Origin of the sequence: Sedimenticola hydrogenitrophicus (genome assembly GCF_025175675.1) — a bacterium.
GTDB classification, from domain to species: Bacteria; Pseudomonadota; Gammaproteobacteria; order Chromatiales; family Chromatiaceae; genus Sedimenticola; species Sedimenticola hydrogenitrophicus.
Genome location: NZ_JANIOA010000012.1, coordinates 70,912 through 93,766, shown reverse-complemented (window position 1 = coordinate 93,766; position 22,855 = coordinate 70,912). Strand labels below are relative to the sequence as shown.

17 protein-coding genes are annotated in these 22,855 nt (G+C 61.6%); 14 read left to right on the top strand and 3 right to left on the bottom strand.

What is annotated here, in order from left to right; genetic code table 11:
• The first annotated feature begins 183 nt into the window (after positions 1-183).
• The 13 genes from NPX02_RS08755 (at position 184) to NPX02_RS08695 (ending at position 20,350) form a co-directional block, all read left to right on the top strand.
• Positions 184-1,953 carry a SulP family inorganic anion transporter gene (locus tag NPX02_RS08755; RefSeq protein WP_260293135.1) on the top strand — a complete coding sequence of 590 codons (1,770 nt, stop codon included), beginning with the start codon at positions 184-186 and terminating at the stop codon, positions 1,951-1,953.
• Between the two features lie 535 nt (positions 1,954-2,488).
• Positions 2,489-3,925, top strand: a complete 1,437-nt coding sequence (locus tag NPX02_RS08750; RefSeq protein WP_260293134.1) for a DNA-3-methyladenine glycosylase 2 family protein — start codon at positions 2,489-2,491, stop codon at positions 3,923-3,925.
• 6 nt (positions 3,926-3,931) lie between these two features.
• On the top strand, positions 3,932-4,414 hold the full coding sequence (locus tag NPX02_RS08745; protein ID WP_260293133.1) for a methylated-DNA--[protein]-cysteine S-methyltransferase: 483 nt from the start codon (positions 3,932-3,934) through the stop codon (positions 4,412-4,414).
• Positions 4,415-5,387: 973 nt separating this feature from the next.
• Complete coding sequence (locus NPX02_RS08740) at positions 5,388-7,373, top strand: SLC13 family permease (RefSeq protein ID WP_260293132.1); 1,986 nt, start codon at positions 5,388-5,390, stop codon at positions 7,371-7,373.
• Between the two features lie 623 nt (positions 7,374-7,996).
• Positions 7,997-9,091: a response regulator gene (locus NPX02_RS08735; RefSeq protein WP_260293131.1), complete on the top strand. Its 1,095-nt coding sequence runs from the start codon at positions 7,997-7,999 to the stop codon at positions 9,089-9,091.
• Between the two features lie 2 nt (positions 9,092-9,093).
• On the top strand, positions 9,094-10,911 hold the full coding sequence (locus NPX02_RS08730) for a PAS domain-containing protein (RefSeq protein ID WP_260293130.1): 1,818 nt from the start codon (positions 9,094-9,096) through the stop codon (positions 10,909-10,911).
• Positions 10,912-10,992: 81 nt separating this feature from the next.
• Positions 10,993-13,653 carry a PAS domain S-box protein gene (locus NPX02_RS08725; RefSeq protein ID WP_260293129.1) on the top strand — a complete coding sequence of 887 codons (2,661 nt, stop codon included), beginning with the start codon at positions 10,993-10,995 and terminating at the stop codon, positions 13,651-13,653.
• Positions 13,646-14,086, top strand: coding sequence for a response regulator (locus NPX02_RS08720; protein WP_260293128.1), 441 nt, complete (start codon positions 13,646-13,648; stop codon positions 14,084-14,086). The genes NPX02_RS08725 and NPX02_RS08720 overlap by 8 nt, the downstream gene beginning before the upstream one ends.
• Before the next feature lie 6 nt (positions 14,087-14,092).
• Positions 14,093-17,266, top strand: a complete 3,174-nt coding sequence (locus tag NPX02_RS08715) for a response regulator (RefSeq protein ID WP_260293127.1) — start codon at positions 14,093-14,095, stop codon at positions 17,264-17,266.
• A 747-nt stretch (positions 17,267-18,013) separates the two neighbouring features.
• Positions 18,014-18,361 carry a retroviral-like aspartic protease family protein gene (locus NPX02_RS08710; RefSeq protein ID WP_418067326.1) on the top strand — a complete coding sequence of 116 codons (348 nt, stop codon included), beginning with the start codon at positions 18,014-18,016 and terminating at the stop codon, positions 18,359-18,361.
• Positions 18,362-18,667: 306 nt separating this feature from the next.
• Entirely contained in the window at positions 18,668-19,303 is a 636-nt protein-coding gene (locus NPX02_RS08705) for a PRC-barrel domain-containing protein (RefSeq protein ID WP_260293125.1), read from the top strand.
• Between the two features lie 286 nt (positions 19,304-19,589).
• Positions 19,590-19,766, top strand: a complete 177-nt coding sequence (locus NPX02_RS08700) for a hypothetical protein (protein WP_260293124.1) — start codon at positions 19,590-19,592, stop codon at positions 19,764-19,766.
• Positions 19,767-20,062: 296 nt separating this feature from the next.
• Positions 20,063-20,350 carry an EH domain-containing protein gene (locus NPX02_RS08695; protein ID WP_260293123.1) on the top strand — a complete coding sequence of 96 codons (288 nt, stop codon included), beginning with the start codon at positions 20,063-20,065 and terminating at the stop codon, positions 20,348-20,350.
• Between the two features lie 175 nt (positions 20,351-20,525).
• Here NPX02_RS08695 and NPX02_RS08690 read toward each other — a convergent pair whose 3' ends face one another.
• Positions 20,526-20,966: a hypothetical protein gene (locus NPX02_RS08690; RefSeq protein WP_335342541.1), complete on the bottom strand. Its 441-nt coding sequence runs from the start codon at positions 20,964-20,966 to the stop codon at positions 20,526-20,528.
• A 151-nt stretch (positions 20,967-21,117) separates the two neighbouring features.
• Positions 21,118-21,405 carry a hypothetical protein gene (locus NPX02_RS08685; RefSeq protein WP_335342540.1) on the bottom strand — a complete coding sequence of 96 codons (288 nt, stop codon included), beginning with the start codon at positions 21,403-21,405 and terminating at the stop codon, positions 21,118-21,120.
• 77 nt (positions 21,406-21,482) lie between these two features.
• Between NPX02_RS08685 and NPX02_RS08680 the strand changes: the two genes are divergently transcribed.
• The gene (locus tag NPX02_RS08680; protein ID WP_260293121.1) at positions 21,483-21,842 is read left to right on the top strand and encodes a gamma-butyrobetaine hydroxylase family protein; all 360 of its coding nucleotides are present in this window, start codon (positions 21,483-21,485) and stop codon (positions 21,840-21,842) included.
• A gap of 11 nt (positions 21,843-21,853) precedes the next feature.
• On the opposite strand, the gene NPX02_RS08675 is transcribed toward NPX02_RS08680, so the two are convergent.
• A complete protein-coding gene (locus tag NPX02_RS08675) occupies positions 21,854-22,582 on the bottom strand; it encodes an MBL fold metallo-hydrolase (protein ID WP_260293120.1) in 729 nt (242 codons plus the stop codon).
• Positions 22,583-22,855 lie beyond the last annotated feature (273 nt).

Below are 22,855 nucleotides of genomic sequence, written 5' to 3'. Positions count from 1 at the left end.
TCTGGATGCTGAAGAATCAACAACTTAACGCCCCAATCTGCCCGGCATACCGCCTGTCCCGCTGGTGAATCCCATTCACTCCGGAAACGACCGCGATAGCCACGGCGCGCCCGGCAGTTGGTCGATTTACCCTGCAGGGTAGTCTCACATTTCGCTTGGACACGAGGTAATCACAAAGATTAGATGCGTATTACGGCACTGCAACCCGCCTGGAGCTTCCTGCTTCCGTTCACCCACTGGCTTCCCAATATCGACAAGCGCGACCTGCGCGCCGACCTGCTTGCCGCCCTCACCGGCGCCATCGTCGTCCTGCCGCAAGGCGTGGCCTTCGCCACCATCGCCGGCATGCCACCGGAATACGGGCTCTACGCGGGCATGGTGCCGGCGATCATCGCCGCCCTGTTCGGCTCCTCGAAACACCTGGTTTCGGGACCCACCACCGCCGCCTCGGTGGTGCTGTTCTCCGCCCTGTCGGTCTATGCCACACCGGGCAGTGCCGATTACATCACCCTCGCCCTCACCCTCACCTTCATGGTGGGCGTGTTTGAGCTGGCCCTGGGCCTGGCGCGCATGGGCGCGCTGGTCAACTTCATCTCCCACTCGGTCATCATCGGCTTCACCGCGGGCGCCGCGGTGCTGATTTCCGCCAAACAGCTGAAACACTTTTTCGGCGTCGAAATGGACAGTGGCGGCCATCTGCATGAGATTCTGTTCAACTTCTCGCGGCATTTCCCGGAGATCAATCCCTGGGTGACCGGCATCGCCCTGATCACCCTGCTCTCCGGTATCGCCTTCAAGCGCTGGCTGCCGCGCATCCCCTACATGATCGCCGCCATGCTCACCGGCACCCTGGTGTCGCTGTTGCTGGATACCTGGTTCGGGCCATCGATTACCCATATACCGACCGTCGGCGCCCTGCCGGCCACCCTGCCGCCGCTGTCGGCGCCGGAACTTTCGTTCCAGAACGTCAAGGACCTGGCCCCCACCGCCCTGGCGGTGACCCTGTTCGCGCTGACCGAGGCGGTCTCCATCGGCCGCTCCATCGCTGCCCGGGGCGGTTATCGCATCAACGGCAATCAGGAGTTCATCGGCCAGGGGCTGTCCAATATCGCCGGCGCCTTCTTCTCCGGTTACGTGGCCACCGGCTCGTTCAACCGCAGTGGGCTGAATTATCAGGCCGGCGCCAGGACGCCCCTGGCGGCCATCTTTGCCGCCCTGCTGCTGATGGTGATCGTGCTGCTGGTGGCCCCCTATGCCGCCTATCTGCCGAAGGCGGCCATGGCCGGTATCCTGTTCCTGGTGGCCTGGGGCCTGATCGACTTCAAGGAGATCAGTCATGTCCTGAAGTCTTCCAAGCGCGAAAGCGCGGTGCTGCTGGTGACCCTGTTGAGCGCCATGTTCCTGGAACTGGAATTCGCCATCTTCGCCGGGGTGCTGCTTTCCCTGGTGCTCTACCTGGAGCGGGTCTCCAAGCCCAATATCGTTACCCGGGTGCCCGACCACCGCCTTTACAAACACGCCTTCTCCAGCGATCCCGACCTGCCGGAGTGCAAGCAGCTGAAGATCATCCGTATCGACGGCTCCCTGTTCTTCGGCTCGGTCAATCACCTGCAGGAGCGGTTCGATCGCATCCGTGCCAATCACCCGGAGAAGAAGCACCTGGCCATCATCGCCAGCGGCATCAACTTTGTCGATCTGCAGGGCGGACACGCCCTGGTCGAGGAGGCGCAACGTCGCAAGGACGCGGGTGGAAAGCTCTACCTGATCAACGTCAAGGAGCGGTTGTGGGACTCGCTGGAACGGGGTGGCGATCTGGAAGTGATCGGCGACCGCAATATCTTCCAGTCGAAGAATGCCGCCATCCACGCCATCTATCATAAGCTGGATAAATCGATCTGCGCGGGCTGTGAGCATCACATCTTCCAGGAGTGCCGGAGCGCACCGGCGCGGTAGCCGTCCGGTGACATGGCCGGTGGACCGCCGGAGCCCCCTGAAAGCGCATTACCCGGTTAATAAGGAACCACGGATTCACACGGATAAACACGGATTCAGAATTCTGATCTCCTATCTGTGTGAATCTGTGTCATCCGTGGTTCTCCAGGGTCCCGCCCAGCCATTATGCCCGGGTCAATTAATTCGTCCGTAATGCCCCACCCATCTGCCAACCACCAAACCACCAGAGGGGATTATGGTAAATTTATTCGCGTTCATTTGCGTTCATTCCATCCTTAGGTCCGTAAACGGTGCATGACATCCTCGGCTCCGTAAACGGTACATCCCTGTACCACTCCTCTTGCACCACTCCTCGCGGCCAAAAATGAATCCTTGCCGAGAGATGCTGAGGATAAGCCTCGTCAAATTTAGAATTGCTGTCATCGAAGCGGTCCACTTTACTCGCCGGCCACCCCGGAATAGAGGTCCGATTCCGGCTAGCACCGCCCCGATCGCTGCCCTATGATGAGCGAAACAGGCAAGACAGGCGGCGGCAATGGAGTTGGACCTCACCACATGCGAACAGGCACGGCAGACCCGGGACCCCCGCTTCGACGGACGCTTCTATGTCGGAGTGAAAAGCACCGGCATCTATTGCCGCCCCATCTGCCCCGCCCGGCTGCCGAAGGCGGAGAACATCACCTTTTTCCGCTCCGCCGCGGCCGCCGCGGAGGCGGGTTTCCGCCCCTGCCTGCGCTGCCGGCCCGAAGCGGCACCGGGCACACCGGCCTGGCACGGTACCTCCACCACCGTCACCCGGGCGTTGCGGCTGATCCATGAGGGGGCGCTCGACCAATCCTCGGTCACTGCCCTGGCCGACCGGCTGGGGATCACCAGCCGGCATCTCGGCCGCCTGTTCCAGCGCCACCTCGGCGCCTCGCCCCTCGCCGTCGCCCAGACCCGGCGCCTGCAGTTCGCCAAAAAGCTGATCGACGAGACCGGCCTCTCCATGACCGAGGTGGCCATGGCGACCGGTTACGGCAGTGTGCGTCGCTTCAACGACCATTTTCGCCAGGTCTATGGCCGGCCGCCCTCAGTGCTACGGGCCGGTACCGGCCCGGCCGCCGGCGACCCGCTGGTTATCCGCCTGCCCTACCGCGCCCCCTACTGCTGGGAATCGATCGCGGCATTTCTGGCCAAACGGGCCGTTCCCGGCGTGGAGTGGGTGAGCGACGGGGCCTGGCACCGGCATATCGCGCTGGACGGCCAGGCCGGCCATATCGAGGTCAACGACCACCCCACCGAACAGGCCCTGGTCTGTCGCCTCACCCTGCCCTCCACGGCTGCGCTCTACAGCCTGGTGGAACGGCTGCGTATCCTGTTCGATCTGAATGCCGATCCACGGGAGATCGACGTAACCCTGTCACGCGATCCCGTGTTGCAACGCCTGCAATACGAGCACCCCGGCATCCGCGTGCCCGGCGGCTGGGACGGTTTCGAGCTGGCGGTGCGCGCGATCGTGGGACAACAGATATCCGTGGCCGGCGCCACCACGGTGATGGGGCGCATCGCCGAGCGCCTGGGCACCAGCGTCGACGGCGTCCACCCGTTCCCCACCCCGGAGCGGCTGATGCGGGCCGATCCATCCGACTTGCCGATGCCGCAGGCCCGGGCACGGGCCATTATCCAGCTGGCCGGTGCGGTGGCCGATGGCACGCTTGACCTGAGCCGCTGGGTCGAGGCGGACAGCCTGCGTGAATCGCTGATCGCCATCAAGGGGATCGGCGAATGGACCGCCGGCTACATCGCCCTGCGTGTCTTGTCCGATCCGGACGCCTTCCTGCACTCCGACCTGGTGCTACTCAAGGTGGCCCGGCAACTGTACGGTGACCGCAATGCGGCCGCGCTGCTGGAACGCTCCGCCGACTGGCGACCTTGGCGCGCCTATGCTGGCATGCACCTGTGGCGAGCCGCCGCACAACTCAATGGGTAACCTGAGATGAAATACGACTACTACGACAGCCCCATCGGCCCCCTGTTACTGGCGGGGGACGAACATGGACTCGAACTGATCGGCTTTCCAGAGGGCAAGGGACGCATCGAACCGGGCGCGGACTGGCGGCGGGATGCGCTGCCCTTCGCCACGGTCCGGGCGCAGCTCGCCGAGTATTTCGCCGGTGACCGAAGCACCTTCGATCTGCCGTTGCGTCCCCACGGCACACCGTTCCAACTCGCCGTTCTGAACGCCCTGCGCTCGATCCCCTACGGCGAGACCCGCAGTTATGCCGACATCGCCCAACAGCTCGGCCGGCCCAAGGCAATGCGCGCGGTAGGCGCCGCCAACGGGCGCAACCCGCTGCCGATCGTCATCCCCTGTCATCGGGTGATCGGCGCCGACGGCAGCCTGACCGGCTTCGGCGGCGGTGTCCGGGTGAAGCAGTATCTGCTCGACCTGGAACAGGACAAACCGGGCCTGTTCTAAGCCATCCGCCTAGGCACAGAAGACGTGCCGATATGGGGTCTATTCCCCTGAACGAGCTTGATAGGGTGGGCACGCTTTTTGTGCCCACGCTGTTGTAGCTTGGTATGCATTCCCACGCGGAGAGACTGTGAAAGAATTGCCAAATGACGCGAAAAGTGGGGTACCCAAACCCTTCCCGACATGGCGATCGCCTCTCTACGGGTGTCTCAGGCGGTCAATTTTTTTGCCACGTTGATCAGCCTGAATACTTTCACAGTCTCGGAGCATGGGAACGAGTCAACCTGAATTCCTCGATTCAACCGTGAAGAACGCAAAGTGCGCAAATAGATACCATGGCTTACCTTCATTTCCGTCCTTTGGTCCTTTGATCCGTAAACGGTGCATTGCATCCTCGGCTCCGTTATCGGTACATCCCTGTACCACTCCTCCGGTCCAACCCGGCAGGTGGAGGATCGGGAGAATACAGCTCGTAGGTTGGGGTGAGCCTGCGAACCCCAACGATGTTTGTTTGGGAGTGCGTCATGATGTTGGGGTTCGTACCTCACCCCAACCTACCACACTGCTCTAACCCATTTCCCCTGCAAGAAAAACCGAGCTGCCTCATAAGCAGCGGTTTGCGCTACCCGTAATTTAATAAATTAGAATGGCCTTATGTTTTATAGTATCTTTTCATATCGGAACATCGGCTGCTGCTGATCACTCGTTCCAGAAGCCCAACACTCAACAGCTTATAGCGTCAGGCTACCCGGCGGACTGTGTTCACAGCGCGTGTCGGGTTCGGCTGTGTACAGACAGGTATCCCCCCGGGGACCGGACGAAAAATTGTCGGAGTCAAACCACCCGGCACCGGGTTCTGCTCCGTGCGCACGTCCGGCTTGACCCGGCCCCCGGCAAAGCGTGATCGCAGGCATCGGCATCAGATTTTCCGACAGCACAAATCAATATAGAAAGGTTTTTTTTCGGGAGCGTATACATGACCACACTGGCCGACGAGGAGCAGACAGCCCCCCAGCCACTATTGCTGTCGCTGAAACAGATCATCCCCGCCGCGCTGTTCCTGGTCGGTGGCGTACTGCTGGCCATGAATGTCCCTACGATCGAGATCGCCTGGGTCACCGCCCTGCTGCTGCTCACCATCTATCTGTTCGCCTTTGAAGTAGTGGGGGTCGATGTCGCCGCCATCGTCATCATGGTGCTGCTCGGCCTTACCTCGCTGGCCGCCCCGCTGATGGGCTTGAACGCCGGACTGGTGGATACCCAGCACCTGTTCGACGGTTTCAGTTCCAACGCGGTGATCTCCATCATCGCCGTGATGATCATCGGCGCCGGGCTGGACCGCACCGGCATCATGAGCAAGGTGGCCGCCTTCATCCTCAAGGTCGGCGGCAAGACCGAGGGACGCATCATTCCCATCATCTCCAGCACCGTGGCCATCATCTCCTCGTTCATGCAGAATGTGGGCGCCGCCGCCCTGTTCCTGCCGGTGGTCTCGCGTATCTCCGCCCGCGCCGACCTGCCCATGTCGCGCCTGCTGATGCCCATGGGCTTCTGCGCCATCCTCGGCGGCACCGTGACCATGGTCGGGTCGTCACCGCTGATCCTGCTCAATGACCTGATCAACACCTCCAACATCGCCCTGCCCGAGACGCAGAAGATGCAAGCCTGGGGTCTGTTCTCCGTCACCCCCATCGGCCTGATGCTGGTGGCCACCGGGGTGATCTATTTCGTGCTCGCGGGGCGCTTCGTGCTGCCCGCCACCAAGAGCGAGAGCAGCACCACCGCGGCCGGGGCGATGCAATACTTCCGCGATCTTTACGGCGTCAGCTTCAGTCTGTTCGAACTGGTGGTGCCGGACGGCAGCACCCTGGTAGGCAAGGAGCTGGACGATATCGAGACGCTGTACAAGGTGCGGGTCATCGCCAACAAGCGCCCCGGCCAGGAGAGCCAGGTCGGGCCCGGCACCCTGGCCCGCGATACCGCCATCGAAAATGGCATGGTACTGGGGGTGATTGCCGAGTCGCGCAATATCGACCACTTTGTCGAGACCTTCGGTCTCAGGAAGCGCAATGAGCTGCGCAGCTTCACCGAGTCCCTGGCCGCCACCAAGGCCGGTATCGCCGAGGTGCTGATCCCCCCCGGTTCCAAGCTGATCGGCAAGAGCGCCCGCGACGTGTGGATGCGCAAGGTCTACGGCATCGCCATGATCGCCCTGCACCGCAACGGCGAGACCATGCGCGAGGGTGACGATATCCGCAACATCCCGTTTGTCGCCGGCGACACCCTGGTGGTACACACCACCTGGGAGGCGCTGGCGCGCCTGGAGAAGGACCGCAATTTCGTGGTGATCACCACCGAGTATCCGCGCGAGGAGCTGCGTCCGCACAAGGTGGGCTGGGCCGCCCTGTTCTTCCTGATCGCCCTCTCCATGGTGCTGTTCACCGATATCCGTCTCTCCGTGGCCCTGCTCACCGGGGCGATCGGCATGATCCTCTCCGGGGTACTCTCCATCGAGGAGGCCTACGAGGCGGTGAGCTGGAAAACCGTGTTTCTGCTCGCCTCGCTGATCCCGCTGGGACTGGCGGTGGAGAGCACCGGCACCGCCAAATGGATCGCCGAGCAGACCCTCGAAGTAGTGGGTGCGCAACCTGTCTGGGTGATCCAGGCGGCGGTCGCCATCCTCGCCACCTTCTTTACCTTGGTGATGTCCAACGTGGGTGCCACGGTGCTGCTGGTGCCACTGGCGGTCAATATCGCCATCGGCGCCGGGGCCGATCCGGCGGTGTTCGCCCTCACCGTGGCCATCGCCACCTCCAACTCGTTCCTCATCCCTACCCACCAGGTGAATGCCCTGATCATGGGACCGGCCGGTTACCGGGTGCCGGACTTCATGCGCGCCGGTGGCATCATGACCATCCTGTTCCTGGTGGTGATGATGATCGCCATGCAGCTGTTCCTGTAAAGGCCTTGCCGTGCGGGCGCCGCGACCGCGGTGCCCGCCACGGGCCGAACAATTGCGATACGACGCTCACCTTCTGGGTGAGCCTGGCTTCAGCTACAATCTTTTATCTTTTTGTATTTTTTGGTAACTACTCACGGGGTGATCGGTCTGCCTTGCCGGCCTCACGTGCTGGCTCGCCTCCACGAATCCGGCCCCATTTTCAGCGCCTGCCCAAACTCGCTTCGCTCAAACAAGGGCAGGCGTGAAACTGAAAAAGGGGCCGGATTCGAGGCGCCATCAAGATCGGCCAACAAGGCAGACCGATCACTTACCGACCGAGCGAGTAGTTACATTTTTTGTAAATTTCGTGGTTCAACGGCTTTTTCCAGGTTAAAGGCAGGAATCTGTTTTTCTTGGCGTGCTTTGCGTCTTGGCAAGAGTCCATTTGCCATCCTTCATCCAGAGGCGCTCAACCGGCGGACACGCCAAACCTGACGAATCCGCCGGCGAAGCCAGGGGGTTAGCCAAGGAATTTATTTGTAAGTACACTGATTTAGACCTACATTTAATTCCGGAACAGCCGATATATTTCGGTGTGGTTTTTGTTTTCACACAACACGACGGCCACAGGCCAGGGAGTGGAGATGCCGAAAACCAATGACCAGACCATCCTGATTGTCGATGACGCCCCGGAGAATCTCACGGTACTCAGCGAACTGCTGCAACCCCGCTACCGGGTCCGCGCCGCCACCTCGGGCGAGAAGGCGCTACGCATTGCTGGTACCCCGCCTCGTCCAGACCTGGTCCTGCTGGATGTGATGATGCCGGAGATGGATGGCCACGAGGTGTTCGCCCGGCTGCGTGCCGACCCGCTCACCCGAGATATTCCGGTCATCTTCATCACCGCCATGGACAGCACCGAGGCGGAACTGAGCGGGCTGGAGATGGGTGCGGTGGACTACATCGCCAAACCGATCGTGCCCCCCATCGTGCTGGCCCGGGTGCATACGCAGTTGGAACTGAAGCAGGCGCGCGACCGGCTGTCCGACCAAAATGCCTGGCTGGAGGCCGAAATCCAGCGGCGCATGAGCGAAAACCTGCTGGTGCAGAATGTCAGCATCCACGCCCTGGCCCGCCTCGCCGAGACGCGTGATCCGGAAACCGGTAATCACCTGCACCGCACCCAAAACTATGTCCGCACCCTGGCGACACGATTACGGGATCACCCCCGCTTCTCGGTCTATCTGGACGACCCGATCATCGACTCAATGGCAAAATCCGCGCCCCTGCACGATATCGGCAAGGTGGGTATCCCTGATCACATCCTGCAGAAACCCGGCAAGCTGACACCGGAGGAGTGGGTGATCATGAAGACCCACGCCAAACTGGGTTCGGAGGCGCTGGAACAGGCCGAGCGGGATGCGGAAAAACCGGTCAAATTTCTCACCCTGGCCAAGGAGATCGCCCACTGGCATCACGAGTACTGGGACGGCAGCGGCTATCCGGACGGACTGGCGGGTGACGCCATCCCGGTATCGGCACGGCTGATGACCATCGCCGATGTATTCGATGCCCTGATCTCCCGACGGGTCTATAAACCGCCGATACCCTTTCCGGAGGCCCGGGAGATCATCGCCAAAGGCCGCGGCAACCAGTTCGATCCGGACATGGTGGACAACTTCCTGGCGGGATATGAGGATTTCGTCGCCATCGCCGAACGCTATTCCGACAACCACTGACCATGACCCGCGAGCGCGCACGGAAAAGCCATATCAGCCGGGGATATATACTCTATATAGTTCTCGTCTACGCCATCTTTGCCGCCCTCTGGATCCTGCTCTCGGACAAAACGCTGGAGTGGCTGTTCCAGGATACTGCCAACCTCACCCTGGCCAGCACCCTGAAAGGTTGGGTGTTTGTGGTGGTCACTTCACTACTGCTCTATGGATTGATGAGGCGACTGGCCGCCAGCGACGAATCCGCCCCCATCCACCTGGGAGGGCGGAGCTTGTTCCAGTTCCTGCTGCTGGCCGGCCTGATCGTCCTGTTGGCCGGTGCCGGTATCAGCCTTATGGTGCAGCATGAACAGGAAAAAGCGCTTGCCCGACTGCAGGTGATTGCCGATCTCAAGTCGCGACAGATCTCGGACTGGCGTGTGGAACGAGAGAAAGAAGCGGCCCTGATACAGTCCAACAGCTTCTTCACCGAGCAGTTCCAGCGCTGGCAGGAGCGGGATGACCAGCGCGCCCGGGACGCCCTGCGCGCACGCCTGGAGCAGATGCGCGGCAGCCATGGCTTCAGCGCCATTGAGCTGTTTGATCCGCAAGGCCGCTACCTGTTGGGCACCGGCGCCGTACCGGAACGGACGGCCCCGGATCTGCTGACGGCCCTGGAACAGGTCAGACGGGACCGGCAGATCCACCAGGCCGGACCCTATCGCCACCCGGACGGCACCACCCATCTGGATTTCGTGGTGCCGCTCGTCATCGCCCAGCCCGCGCCCTGCCTGGTGCTGCACATCGATCTGGCGGAGTGGCTCTACCCGGTCCTGCAGACCTGGCCGATACCCAGCGACACGGGCGATACCGTCCTGTTCCGGCGCGACGGTGACCAGGTGCAGTTCCTCAACCAACTGCGCCATCACCCGGACGCGGCGATGAACTTCCGCCTGCCACTGGGCAACCTGGCACTGCTCTCCGCGCAGGTACTGCGGGGCGAGGCACGCCAGGGTGCCCTGGTGAAGGGGCTCGATTATCGTGACGAACCGGCCATCGGCGTGGTGCGCGCGATCGCCGGGACCGACTGGTTCCTGCTGGCCAAAGTGGACCGGAGCGAGTTCCTCTACGGGGCCATTGAGGGCAGCCTCTGGATCGGCCTGGCCGGCTTGCTCGCCCTGCTGGTCGCCGGGGCCGGCCTGGTGATGCTGCGCCAGCGCGAACAACTGCTACGGGCCGAAAGCGCCCGCCAGGCCCAGACGGATCGCCTGCACGCACTGAAGCTGCTGGGGGCCATCGTCGACGCCTCCGAGGACGCGATCTTCGCCCTGGATCTGGACGGCCGTTTCATCCTCTTCAACCGGGCCGCCCAGCAGTTTACCGGCAAGACCGCCGAGGAGGTGCTCGGCCAGGACGAAAGGGTGCTGTTTCCGGCAGCGAAGGCCGAACAGATGATCGCCGCCAACCATCAGGTGATGACGGAAGGCGTACACCGGATATTCGAAGAGGTCATATCGGTCGCTGGCAGCGAACGTTTTTTTCACACCGGCAAGGGCCCGTTACGCGATGAACGCGGGGAAGTCATGGGGCTGTACGGGGTTTCACGCGACATCACCGAGCGCAAGGATTTCGAGGTAACCCTGCAGCGTCAGACCGAGGAGCTGGCGCAGCGCAATGAAGAGCTGGAGCGTTTCAACCGTGCCACGGTGGGGCGGGAGCTGGACATGATTGAACTCAAGCGCCAGATCAATACGCTGTCGCGACAGCTTGGCCAGGAACCGCCCTACCCACTGAATTTTCTCGACAACGGCATGGATCGGCAAAGCGAGGGCCGGGAATCGTGAGCAGAATCCACAACCCTGGAAGGCGGGAGGCAGACCGCCGAAGCCACTCCCCCGACGGATGATAAACGACACAGGATCCTGATGCAGATAGCCACCCGACTCAGCCTCGCGTTTCTCGCCGTGGCCCTGGCGGCCACCCTGTCACTGGGTGGCCTGAGTTATGTGGCCGGCCGCAATGCCCTCATCCAGCAGACCCACGCGCAGTTGCAGGCGATTGCCGCGATTCAACAGCAGCGACTTGAAGCGCTGCTGGCGCAGAGCCGGGAACGCCTGCTGCTGGTGGCCAGCCGCACCCAGTTGCGCCTCAGCCTGGAACGTTTCCTGGAGACGCCCAACCCGGCCGACCAGGCGCTGATGAACCGTATCCTGCGCGATGCCAGGGCACAGATCGACGATTTCACAAAGATCTCCATACATACCGCCGATGGCCGTATTGTCGCCTCCACCGACCGCCGCGAGCCGGGCCGGCAGGCACCCCCGGACACAGCGCCGGAGGGCGGGACGGAACGGATTCGCGTCGACCGGTTCTTCACCTATCCGGGAGGCGAGCTCGGCATCCGTCTCTCCGCCACCCTGTCGCTGAATGACCGGGTACTGGGCCTACTGGTCATCGAGGCGACGGGGCAGAAACTGCTCGATCTGATACAGGACTACACCGGTCTCGGCGCCACTGGGGAGACCCTGCTGATCGGCAGAAGCGGCAGCGGCGATGCGCTGTTCCTCACCCCGGCCCGGTTCGCCCCGGATACCGCCCTCAAGCGCTCACTCCCCATGGGTGAACTGGCCTCACCGGCGGTCCAGAGCCTGCGGCTGACCGCGCCACAAATGTTTAGCGGTACCGACTACCGCGGCCGCAGCGTGCTCGCCGCCGTCCGGCAGATACCGCAGTACGGCTGGGGATTGCTGACCAAGATTGACCAGGCGGAAGTCCTCGCCCCCGTGGACCGCCTGGTGGAACTGCTGATCTATCTGATCATCGCCATTACCGCTCTGGTGGTGCTGGCCTCGTGGTACATCGCCCGCTCCATCAGCCGCCCGATCATTGCCCTGACCCGCACCGCCCAGGCCGTGACCGAGGGGGAACTCACGTGCCGTGCGGATAGCGCCGGGGGGGACGAGATTGGCGCCCTGGCCCGCTCCTTCAATGCCATGACCGAAAAGCTGATCTCCAGCAACGCGGCGCTGAAAAACCATGTCGCCGAATTGCAGCGCTACGAGCAGATTGTCTCCACCTCGGGTGACATGCTCGCCTTCGTGGACCAGGAGCAACGCTATCTGCTGGCCAACCCCGCCTATGCCGAGCCCTTCAACACCACCCCGGCAGGCTTGCGGCTGCGCCATGTCGAAGAGGTTGTCGGCCCGCTGGCCTATCGGGAGATCGCCCCCCATATGGATCGGGCACTGGCCGGCGAGGCGCAGTATTTCGTCCTGGAGCCGCGCTTTCCAGACGGCCTAACGCGGATGCTGAGCGCCGAATTCCTCCCCTACCGGCGACAGGAGGAGGTGCTGGGGGCGGTGATCAACCTGCGTAACATCACCAGGCAACGGCAGGCCGAGGAGACGCTGCGACGTAGCGAGGCGGAGTTGCGCCAGGCACAGCAGCTGGCCGGGGTCGGCAACTGGAGCTGGGATCTGGTGAACGACATACACAGCTGGTCGGACGAAATCTACCGCATTTATGGGCGCGATCCCGCACTGCCGGCGGCGGTCTACCCGGAGGTCCGCGAATACTTCACCGAGGAGAGCTGGGAGAGACTGACCGTTGCGGTTGAGCAGGGCCTTAAGGAGGGGACTCCCTATTTGTGCGACGCCGAGGTGATCCGTCCCGACGGCAACCATCGCTGGATCGTGGCCCGCGGCGAGGCCACCCGGGACGCCCAGGGCAAGGTGATCAGCCTGCGCGGCACGGTGCAGGACATCACCGAGCGCAAACTGGCCGAGCAGGAGATTCGCCGCCTCAACGCCGACCTGGAGCGGCGCGTGGCCGAGCGCACCGCCGAGCTCAGCGCCGCCAACCGGGAGCTGGATGCCTTTGCCTATGCCGTCTCCCATGACCTGCGGGCCCCGCTACGGGCGATGAGCGGTTTCAGCCAGGCCCTGGCGGAGGATTTCGGCGACCAGCTGCAGGAGGAGGCGCGGGGATATCTGCGCCAGATCGAGCTCGCCAGCCAGCGCATGGGAAAACTGATCGATGCCCTGTTGGCGCTCTCGCGCATCAACCGGGGTCCGCTGAAGTGCGAACGGGTGGACCTCAGCGACCTTGCGCAACGTCTGCTCGAGGAGTTGGCACAGTCCGACCCGCAACGCCAGGTGAGTGTCTCCATCGAGGCCGGGCTTCGGGTCGACGGCGATCTGTCCATGATCGAGATCGTCATGCACAATCTGCTCGGCAATGCCTGGAAGTACACCGCCCGGACGACCAACCCGCACATCCGGGTCTATAGCGAGGGACAGGCCGACGACCGCCGCTTCTGCATCGCCGACAACGGAGCCGGGTTTGACATGGGCCACGCCACGCGGCTGTTTTCACCCTTCCAGCGGCTGCACCGCCAGGAGGAGTTCCCGGGCATCGGCATTGGGCTGGCCACCGTGCAGCGCATCATCAACAGGCATGGTGGACAGATAGAGGGACGGGGCGAAACAGGCAAGGGGGCGCTATTTCGCTTCTCCCTGCCGGACACCATCGTGGACAGCACCATCGTGGCTACCACAACGAGTGACAAGGAGAGGTTTAATGAATGAAAAGATGATCCTCCTGGTGGAGGACAATCCCCAGGATGAACTGCTTACCCTGCGCGCCCTGCGCAACGCCAAACTGGCCAACCGGGTGGAGGTGGTGCGGGACGGCCAGCAGGCGCTCGACTACCTGTTCCAGGAAGGCGAGTTCGCCGACCGGGCGGGACCGGCCCTGCCCACCGTGGTGATGCTCGATATCGGCCTGCCGCGCCTCTCCGGTCTGGAGGTGCTGGAGCGGCTGCGCGGCGACCCCAGGACCGCCCTGTTGCCGGTGGTGATACTCACCTCCTCCGATGACGAGCAGGATCGGCTGCGGAGCTACGAAAGCGGTTGCAACAGTTTTGTGCGCAAGCCGGTGGCGTTTGCCGAATTTGCCGAGACTGTGGCCCATCTGGGCATTTACTGGCTGGCGACCAACATCGCGCCACCGGAGTATTGATTGGCGATGAACGTCCCCCTCAAATTGCTGGTGATCGAGGATAGCGAAGCGGATTTCCTGCTGCTGGAACGCCATCTGCGTCAACAAGGCATCACCATCAAGTGTCGGCGTGTCGTGAATAAGGCGGAGCTGGAGGAGGCCCTGCAGACCCGCTGGGACCTGCTGCTCTCCGATTACTCGGTCCCGGGCATGGACTTCCGCGAGACCCTGCGACAGGTCCGCACGGCCGAACCCGACCTGCCGGTGGTCCTGGTCTCCGGTAGCGTCGGCGAGGAGACGGCAGTGGAATTGCTGCGCCTGGGGCTGAACGATTTTGTCCTCAAGGAGAGCCTGGTGCGACTCTGGCCGGCCATCCAGCGCGTACTGGCGGATGCGCAAGAGCGCCGGGCCCGCCGCACCGCCGAACAGGGACTGCGTGAGGCCCAGGCTTCGATGCTGCAGGAGCAGCACCAGGCACGCCTGGCGGCACTGAATCTGATGGAGGATGCGCTGGCCGCCCGGGCGCGCGCTGAAGCGGCCCACGCCGAGCTGCAGGAGAGCATGACACGGTTGAACTATGCCCTCGCCGCCACCCAGGAGGCGGTTTGGGACTGGGACCTGCCCAGCGGCCGGATCAAGCACAACCCGCGCTGGTGTGAACTGCTGGGCATCACCGACGATCTGCCCGAGCATGGGGTCGAATTCTATTATGCGCTGATCCATCCCGATGACCGGCAGTTGGTCAACAGCCGGCTCAAGGACGCCTTCAGGAGCGACGCGCACTATGTGGCCGAGTATCGTCTACGCCACGCCGACGGCCGCTACCTCTGGGTGCTCGACCAGGGGCAGATCGTGTCACGCAACTCCCAGGGCAAGGCGTTACGCCTGGTGGGTGCCTTCACCGACGTAACCCAGCGGCGGCAGGACGAGGAGCAGTTGCGCGAACTCTCCCTGGCCGTCGAGCAGAGTCCGGAGAGCATCGTGTTCACCAATCTGCAGGGCGAGATCGAATATGTAAACGAGACCTTCGTGCAGAACACCGGCTACCGCCGGGAAGAGGTACTGGGGCACAATCCGCGCATCCTGAAGACCGGCAAGACGCCGCCGGAGACCTATCGAGAGATGTGGGCGACCTTGACCGAAGGACACACCTGGAAGGGCGAGTTCCACAATCGCCGCCGCGACGGCAGCGAGTTCGTGGAGTTCGCCATTATCACCCCACTGCGCCAGCCCGACGGCCGCATCTCCCACTATGTCGCGGTCAAGGAGGACATCACCGAGAAGAAACGCCTGGGCGAGGAGCTGGACCGGCACCGCCATCACCTGGAGGAGCTGGTGGCCAGCCGCACGGCGGAGCTGGAGGTGGCGCGCGCCCTGGCCGACACCGCCAACCAGGCCAAAAGCACCTTCCTGGCCAACATGAGCCATGAAATCCGCACCCCGATGAATGCCATCCTCGGACTGACCCACCTGCTGCGCCGCGACGGCGCCACGCCGCGCCAGATCGAGCGCCTGGACAAGATCGACAGCGCCGCGCAGCATCTGCTGTCGATCATCAACGACGTGCTCGACCTGTCGAAAATCGAGGCCGGACGGCTGGAACTGGAACAGACCGACTTCGCCCTCGCCTCGATACTGGACCATGTCCGTTCGCTGATTGGCGAAGCGGCCAACGCCAAGGGCCTGTCGGTGACCATCGACACCGATAATGTCCCCGCCTGGTTGCGTGGCGATGTCACCCGGCTGCGCCAGGCGTTCCTCAACTACGCCAGCAACGCGGTCAAGTTTACCGAGCGGGGCAGCATCACCCTGCGTGCCCAACTGCTGGATCAGCGGGACAACCGGCTGTACATCCGCTTCGAGGTGCGGGACAGCGGAATCGGTATCGCCCCGGAGCAGCTGTCGAAGCTGTTCCAGTCCTTCGAGCAGGCAGACATCTCCACCACCCGCCGCTTTGGCGGCACCGGTCTCGGGCTGGCCATTACCCGTCGACTGGCACTCATGATGGGGGGTGACAGCGGGGTCGAGAGCCAGCCCGGCCAGGGCAGCCGCTTCTGGTTTGCCGTCTGGCTGCAGCGCGGGCACGGTATCATGACCAGCGAATCGATCGCCACGCCACGCGACGCTGAATCCCAGTTGCGCCGGAAACACGCCCGCCGCCGCCTCCTGCTGGCCGAAGACAACCCGATCAATCGGGAGGTGGCCCTGGAACTGCTGCATGGGGTCGGCCTGTCGGTGGACACGGCGGAAAACGGCCGCATTGCCCTGGAGAAGGCCGCGGCCAACCACTATGACCTGGTGTTGATGGATGTGCAGATGCCGGAGATGGACGGTCTGACCGCGACCCGGGCGCTCCGCGCACGACCCGACAACGCCGACCTGCCGATCCTGGCCATGACCGCCAACGCCTTCGATGAGGACCGGCGCGCCTGTCTTGATGCCGGGATGAACGACTTTGTCGCCAAGCCGGTGAACCCGGAGGACCTCTATACCACCCTGCTGCGCTGGCTCGAACCGCCTGAGCGGGGGACGGAGTCCACCGTTCCATCCGGCACCACGACCGGGGAAAAGTCCGGGCAGCTCCCCTTGAGCGCCATCCCCGCCCAACTGACAGAAATCCCGGGGCTGAATCCCGCCCGGGGCATCGCCGCCGTCAAGCAGAATCCGGCCAGATATCAGCAGCTGTTGCACATGTTTGCCGATGCCCACCGGGGGGATGTAACGGAGATAAAGCGCCTGCTGGAACAGGAAAACACCCGGGCGGCCCAACAGCTGACCCATGAACTGAAGGGGGTCGCCGCCACCCTGGGTGCCGAGGGGATTGCCGAATTGGCCGGCGCGCTGGACCGGGCGCTGCGGGAAGAGGCGGCGCCCGCAGCGTGCGATCAAATGATCCGGCAGTGTGAGCAGGCATTGGGACAACTGGTCGGGGTGATAGATGGTCTATCCGGGGAAGCGGTTTCCGCACCGCTCCCCACCGGCATCACCAACGAACAGTCGGTGCAGCTCTTCAAGGAGCTGGAGCGCCTGCTCAGTGAGGATAACACCCGTGCCAATCAGCTGGCCCGCGACTCAGCCGACCTGCTGCGCCTCAGGCTGGGCAGTCGCTATGGGGAATTTACCCGGCAGCTCGACCGATTCGACTATGAACAGGCCCTGCGGACCCTGCAGGAGATCATCAGGCCGGAAGCGGACGACTGAAGCGAAACAGTGACAGGAACGTTACCCCTCCAGTTTGTCGGGATCAGTGACAAACGAACGCAAACAGAAACGACTAATCGACTCGTGCTTACTTGCCTGATTCGGCAAAATGGATCGTGAAGGGTGACTCCAAGCCATTTTCCTGATGATATTTCCCTTGTTATTTTATGGTTTACGGCCAGCTGATGGCACGCCATAATAGCGCGCAACCATTTGTTTTTATAGATGTTTAATTCATTTTCCGCAGTATGGGCAGCAGCGGATGATGGTGGCTTGTGGCGCTTACGCGGTAACCCTATTCTGAAGAAACGGAATCCGTTCGTTCAGCCGGAAAACAGCTTCCAGGTTTCGGGTGTGATCCGGTGCTATTTCCGGGCTATCCGGAGTTGCTCGCCGGGTGCTTTCCGGTCAGCCTCATGATATAAGAAACCCAAGCAGAAGGATCTCCGTCGTTAAAGATTACCGACCGACCGCCGATACAATGGGTGATAGATTATTCCCATATATATCCAAGGTTTATATTTTGGGAATCAATTTACGCAGGCTTGCCTGTTGAAGTGTACAGGTCCTACTGAACCCGACACGAGTTACTGAACCATGAAAATTCTGATGACAACCTTCACCGGAGTGTGCGCGCTGATCCTCGGTGCTACTGCCGTAGCCGCCGAATTCGGCACCAGCGTTCCGATGCGCACCGGCAACGCCACCACCTATTATGTCAAGGCAGTAGCCGGCGATCTGGAAGCCATGGAGTTCATGGTGGATACCGGTTCTGGCTACACCACCATCAATGAGGTGACCCTGGCGGAACTGAAGCGCACCAAGCAGGCGGAATATCTGCGTGACCTGATCGGAATTCTGGCCAACGGCACGGAAATGGTGGTCCCGGTGTATCGCCTGGCCAGTCTCAATATCGGCGGTGGTTGCCATCTCAGCAATGTCGAGGCGGCGGTGTTCCCCGGCAAGACACGCCAGATTCTGGGTCTGAGCGCCCTGAAACAGGCTGGGCCATTCATCTTCTCCTTCGAACCCCCGAGCCTGATGCTCAGCAACTGCGTCAACCCCGCGCTGCTGGCCGGTGCACCGGAAAAGTGAGCCGCCGCAACAGCTAATCCATCCGCCCTCCCGCATGCCCCGTTAAATTCCGTCGCCTTCCGGCGACGGAAAGCGGGGCTATGCCGGGCAAATTCGCCGTCTCTCCGCTACGCATATCCCGGCAGCCTCCCGCTGTGGCCGCCTAGCCCTCCAGAACCCCCGTCCGCTAAGGCTTGTGCACCCCAGCTTCAGCCTCCAATCAATTCTGGCAAGTAAATTGCAGAATTAGGTAGTGAACGGAACCCACCGCATCGAATCCGATACGGAGAGGTTAATGCAAACGATGCCGAAAGGCAGGAGGAAGTCATGAATAAGGGATATCGTAAAACACTATTGGCAGGCGCTATCGCCGCCCTGATCGCCGGGCCCGTGCTGGGTGCGGAACATGCAGCACAAGCACCCGAGGCGCCGGGCGTGACACCGGATCAACCGATGCAGGAGTCTCCGCAGTCTTCCCCGAGCACCCCACAGCCGATGGATAAACAGACCGGAACCGCGGAGCAGCCGGGGGCTGCCGAACCCAGTTCCATGCTCGCCCTGACACCCGATGACCTGCGCAGACAGGAGGTGATCGGTAGCGACGGCGAGGCCATCGGCAGGATCAGTGATGTGGTGAGTAACCGGGGGGGCGGCGAGATCTATGCCGTCATCTCCACCGGTGGTTTCCTGGGGCTCATTGGCGGCAGCGAGCATGTGGTACCGCTCAGTGAACTGCGCCTGGAGGAGCAGAAACTGCATCTCAGCACTACCCAGGAAGAGTTGACCTCCCGTGAAGAATACACGGAAGATCAATATCTAGTTGTGCAGCCGGATGACCGGCCCATCAGTGAATTCTCTGCATTTGAGCAGCAACAGCCTGAGCAACAGCCGGAGCAGCAGCAGGAGCAACAGCCGGAGCAACAGCAGCAACAGCAACAGCCGGCGGAGCAGAAGAGTAACTGACGCCTGGCACTCCGCTTCTCGCCGGCACGGTAGGTAATGTGGCGGCGGGTGGTGGCGGATCTCACCGCAGGCAGGGTGGTGCAAAAACCAGTTTTCTCACGGGACCGGTGTCGGATCGGGCAAACAGTTTGAATTGACGCCCGGTTTTCAAAGGGATTTGAAACCGGCCCCGGGGGAAAAAGATTTTAGCGCACCACTCACTTGGGGGATTTCACCAACAGCGGGAGCCTGGCTCCCGCTTTATTTTGTTGATCCCCCACAGCCGAGACAGAGTAGGAGAATCAATATGCGGAAAAAAACATCATTTATCGCAATAGTCGTTCTGGCGCTCAGCACGCTGGTCCAGGGCTGTGGTTTCCTGGTGGGAGCCGCCGTGGGCGGAACCGCCGGTTATCTGTTGAAAGACGAGGGCTATGAAGTACAAACTCCCGTCAGACGCGAATCTCCACCGGCGCAAGAGTGATCCCTGATCGATAATCCGATGTCAGTTCGGCACCGGGCGAAATGCCTAGCGGACCATCCCCGGCTCCCGGAAATGCGCCCTGTCGTCGTTTCGCAACACAAATCTTCTTGTAGTTCAAGCAGTTGCGAAACCACTCATAAAGGCGTTGCCAAGCAACGACAGATGAGACCAGACACGACACGACAACCGCGCCACCCTACGGCTATCTTATTGATTTTATAGTCATCTGTTGAGTTGGCATGGATGGTGCTGTAACGAGGACGTGGATGTACCACAATCAACCCATGGAGGAGAAAATGAAGACTACCACTTTAGCGAAAATACTCGGTTTCTCATTGGCGACCCTGTTTTCCGCAGCTACCATTGCCGCGGAGATGGACGCCGTTCAGTTTGAGTCTCTGGATCAGAACCAGGATGGTCAGCTGACTGCCGAAGAGGCGGCCCGCGACACCGCATTGAATGAGAACTGGACGGCCGTGGACAAGGATGGCAGCGGCACCATCGACAAGGCCGAGTTCAGTGCCTTTGAATCCATGCTCAAGGAAGGTGGCGAAGCGGGTGGCGAGAAAAAACCCGCTGAATAACCCCTAGAGCCGTGGAAAGGCCATCCGCGAAGGGAAGCGCGGATGGCCTTTGTTATTGCGCGCAACCCCGCCTGCCCAATATTCCTTGTTTGTTCATGACAAACCACGCCATTAGCGTTCATTCGCGGCATTATTAACAGTTTCCGACCCGGGCGTAGTCTGCTGGATTATCGGTTCAGAGCGCGCCTTTGAGACCGATCCGCTCCGCCACCTCGCGCATGCCGAGGATGGTCTGGGTGATCAGCTCGCGCCGCTCCATGCCGAGCATCGCCGCCCCGCGATCGATAATGCCGCGATCCACCTTGGCGGCGAAACTTTTGTCCTTCCACTTCTTGATCACCGACTTCGCCTCCAGGTCGAGGACACTTTTCGAGGGACGCACCAGGGCGGTGGTGGTGACCAACCCGGTCAGCTCATCGGTGGCATAGAGCACCTTCTCCATGTCGCTGAGCGGCTCGACCTCGGTGCAGATACCCCAGCCGTGGCTGATGACCGCACGGATATAGGCGTCCGGCCACTGCTGTTGGCGCAGTATCTGTTCGGTTTTCCAGTGTGTCGTGACGCTCAGGAAGCAAAACGGGACATCCCAGTCGGCCCTTTCGCCCTCGCTTGCCACGACAGCTTATTAAGCCCCGGCCGCCCTGCGTCAGGGACGCTTCGCCACAGCATTGCAAGCTCGCTGCAGGCTACGCCTCCCTTCCTCAAATGGCTCGACGGCGTTTCGAATGTGCTTGCATATGGCCTCCGCTGGCTCCGGACCTTCGGCCCTACGCCACTACGGCCATACGCCCGCACCTACGCCTGCCGGGGATTACGCGCCTTCGCTTCGCTCTCCATGGCGCGCAGCGTATGCAGTGTTGCTCGGGAAACTGGTCATAATCCAGATCATGCACCAGTCCGACGATCCCCCACTGCTCCTCGTCGCCCCCGCGTTGCCGGGCGAAATAGCGCATTACCGCCTCCACCGCCAGGCCATGTTTGACCAGGCTTTCCGTTTGGGTATAGGTGGTCAGCAGCCGGTACGCCTCATCCCGGCTTGGAATCCGCTCCTCCATAGTCCCACTCCTGTTTCTGTTTTCACCCAGTCGGGTCTACTATTGCATTCAATGAACTGATCCGCATCTTATCCGTTATGCATACAAACCCCAAACCGACCGACATCATCCTGCACAACCAGTCACGCACCCTGGAAGTGGTTTTCGATACTGGTGAGCGTTTCAATCTGCCCTGGGAGTACCTGCGTGTCTTCTCGCCCTCCAAGGAGGTCAGGGGGCGTTTCGGCAAAGACCGGATTCTGGTGCTGGACAAGCGGGATGTGGTACTGCAAGAGATCAAACCGATTGGCAATTATTCCCTGAAGCTCTATTTCGACGACGGCCACAACTCCGGCCTGTACGACTGGCGGTTTCTCTATGAGCTGGGGGTCAATCAGGCGCAGTACTGGCAGGAGCACCTACAGCGGGTGGCTGCATTGAAGTCTGACCCGGATTGATTCACGCCGCCTCACTCCCTGATCACCCCGGCCTGATTGACCAGCCCCTCGGCCGCGCTGATACCGCAACGCTGATTCCCCGCCACCGCCAGGTCGATCTTTTGCGGTTTCTCCAGATCCATATCGCTCATGATGCGGATATAACCCTCCCGCGTCTGGTTGTTCCCCAGCCGGGGATTGTGCCGCCTCTCTTCACCTATGGTCGAGGTGGTCATGCCGTTGTAGTCATGGGCCGGGTAGACCCTGATCCGGTCAGGCAGGACAAACAGCTGGCGCGTGATCGAATCGAACGCCTTACCGGCGTCACCGGACTGGAAATCGGTGCGGCCGCTGCCGCGAATCAACAGCGTATCGCCGGTAAACACCCGATCGGCGGCGAGGTAACAGATATCGGTATCGGTATGTCCCGGGGTATACAGCACCTTCAGCGCATTGTCGCCAAACAGCACATGATCGCCCTGCTTCAACCAGACGTCGGCACAGGGAACTTGTGCATTCCCATGTACCGCCACATGGCAGTTGAAGCGCTCCCGCAACAGCCCGCCGCCGGTGATGTGGTCGGCGTGTATGTGGGTCTCCAGCGAATAGCGCAGAACCAGCTCCAGCTCCTCGATCAGCCGGATGTCCCGCTCACTCTGTTCCAGCACCGGATCGATCATCACCGCCTCCAGGCTCTGTTTGTCCCAGAGCAGGTAACTGTAGGTGCTGGAGTCCCTATCGAAAAGCTGTCGCATCTGCATGGTTTGTCCTTCCCGCATGTTTCTCTATAGGACTACAGATGATGTTTAAATGTTCGGCGATCAACCCAGGGAAATTTAAGGTAATAGGCCACAAGTGCGTCGGACGGTAACCTGGATGAAGCCCACCCATATTGTTCGAACGTAACTACTCACCCGGTCTGTAAGTGATTGGCCTGCCTTGTTGGCCGATCTTGATGGCGCCTCGAATCCGGTCCCTTTTTCAGATTCAAGCCTGCCCTTGTTTGAGCGAAGCGAGTTTTGTCCAGGGAAGGA

Bases quoted from the DNA above. Each gene is read 5' to 3' on its own strand.
- NPX02_RS08755 (WP_260293135.1), top strand. From the start codon at position 184: ATGCGTATTACGGCACTGCAACCCGCCTGGAGCTTCCTGCTTCCGTTC.
- NPX02_RS08750 (WP_260293134.1), top strand. From the start codon at position 2,489: ATGGAGTTGGACCTCACCACATGCGAACAGGCACGGCAGACCCGGGAC.
- NPX02_RS08745 (WP_260293133.1), top strand. From the start codon at position 3,932: ATGAAATACGACTACTACGACAGCCCCATCGGCCCCCTGTTACTGGCG.
- NPX02_RS08740 (WP_260293132.1), top strand. From the start codon at position 5,388: ATGACCACACTGGCCGACGAGGAGCAGACAGCCCCCCAGCCACTATTG.
- NPX02_RS08735 (WP_260293131.1), top strand. From the start codon at position 7,997: ATGCCGAAAACCAATGACCAGACCATCCTGATTGTCGATGACGCCCCG.
- NPX02_RS08730 (WP_260293130.1), top strand. From the start codon at position 9,094: ATGACCCGCGAGCGCGCACGGAAAAGCCATATCAGCCGGGGATATATA.
- NPX02_RS08725 (WP_260293129.1), top strand. From the start codon at position 10,993: ATGCAGATAGCCACCCGACTCAGCCTCGCGTTTCTCGCCGTGGCCCTG.
- NPX02_RS08720 (WP_260293128.1), top strand. From the start codon at position 13,646: ATGAATGAAAAGATGATCCTCCTGGTGGAGGACAATCCCCAGGATGAA.
- NPX02_RS08715 (WP_260293127.1), top strand. From the start codon at position 14,093: ATGAACGTCCCCCTCAAATTGCTGGTGATCGAGGATAGCGAAGCGGAT.
- NPX02_RS08710 (WP_418067326.1), top strand. From the start codon at position 18,014: ATGGAGTTCATGGTGGATACCGGTTCTGGCTACACCACCATCAATGAG.
- NPX02_RS08705 (WP_260293125.1), top strand. From the start codon at position 18,668: ATGAATAAGGGATATCGTAAAACACTATTGGCAGGCGCTATCGCCGCC.
- NPX02_RS08700 (WP_260293124.1), top strand. From the start codon at position 19,590: ATGCGGAAAAAAACATCATTTATCGCAATAGTCGTTCTGGCGCTCAGC.
- NPX02_RS08695 (WP_260293123.1), top strand. From the start codon at position 20,063: ATGAAGACTACCACTTTAGCGAAAATACTCGGTTTCTCATTGGCGACC.
- NPX02_RS08685 (WP_335342540.1), bottom strand. From the start codon at position 21,405: ATGGAGGAGCGGATTCCAAGCCGGGATGAGGCGTACCGGCTGCTGACC.
- NPX02_RS08680 (WP_260293121.1), top strand. From the start codon at position 21,483: ATGCATACAAACCCCAAACCGACCGACATCATCCTGCACAACCAGTCA.
- NPX02_RS08675 (WP_260293120.1), bottom strand. From the start codon at position 22,582: ATGCAGATGCGACAGCTTTTCGATAGGGACTCCAGCACCTACAGTTAC.